Below are 521 nucleotides of genomic sequence, written 5' to 3'. Positions count from 1 at the left end.
CCCGCACCGGCCACATACAACTCACCAACTACGCCGGCCGGTACTGGCCGCAGCCCCTGATCGAGAACCAACAACGCCGCACCCGGCAGCGGCGCTCCGATGGGCGGCACCCCCGAGCCTGGCGTCAAGGCCGCGCTCATCGACACGTAGACCGTCGTTTCGGTCGGGCCGTAGGCGTTGTACATCTCCCCTCGGGCCGCCCAACGATCAACCAGCGTGGCCGGGCAGGGCTCAGCGCCCACCACCAAGGTCACCGACTCCAAATCCTGCGTCGGCAACGCCGCGGCAGCAGAAGGGGTTTGCATCAACACATCGACGTGTTCAGCGGCCAGCACGTCGTGCAAGTCGAACGGGGAGCGGGTCACGGCTTCGGGGACCACGACCAGGCGTCCCCCGTGCAGCAGTGCGCCCCACATTTCCCACACCGAGATGTCGAAGCTGTAGGAGTGCACCTGGGCCACCGTCTGTGCGGGCGCGGCGGTAAACGGGGTCGGCGAGTCGAAGAGTTGGGTGATGTTGTG

1 protein-coding gene is annotated in these 521 nt (G+C 67.0%); it reads right to left on the bottom strand.

What is annotated here, in order from left to right:
• Window positions 1-521, bottom strand: a 521-nt coding sequence (locus F0Q45_RS26660; RefSeq protein WP_149656667.1) for an AMP-binding protein, incomplete at both ends; no start/stop codon positions are given.

The organism is Mycobacterium simiae (assembly GCF_008370645.1).
GTDB classification, from domain to species: Bacteria; Actinomycetota; Actinomycetes; order Mycobacteriales; family Mycobacteriaceae; genus Mycobacterium; species Mycobacterium simiae_A.
This window is presented reverse-complemented; position numbering and strand designations above follow the sequence as displayed.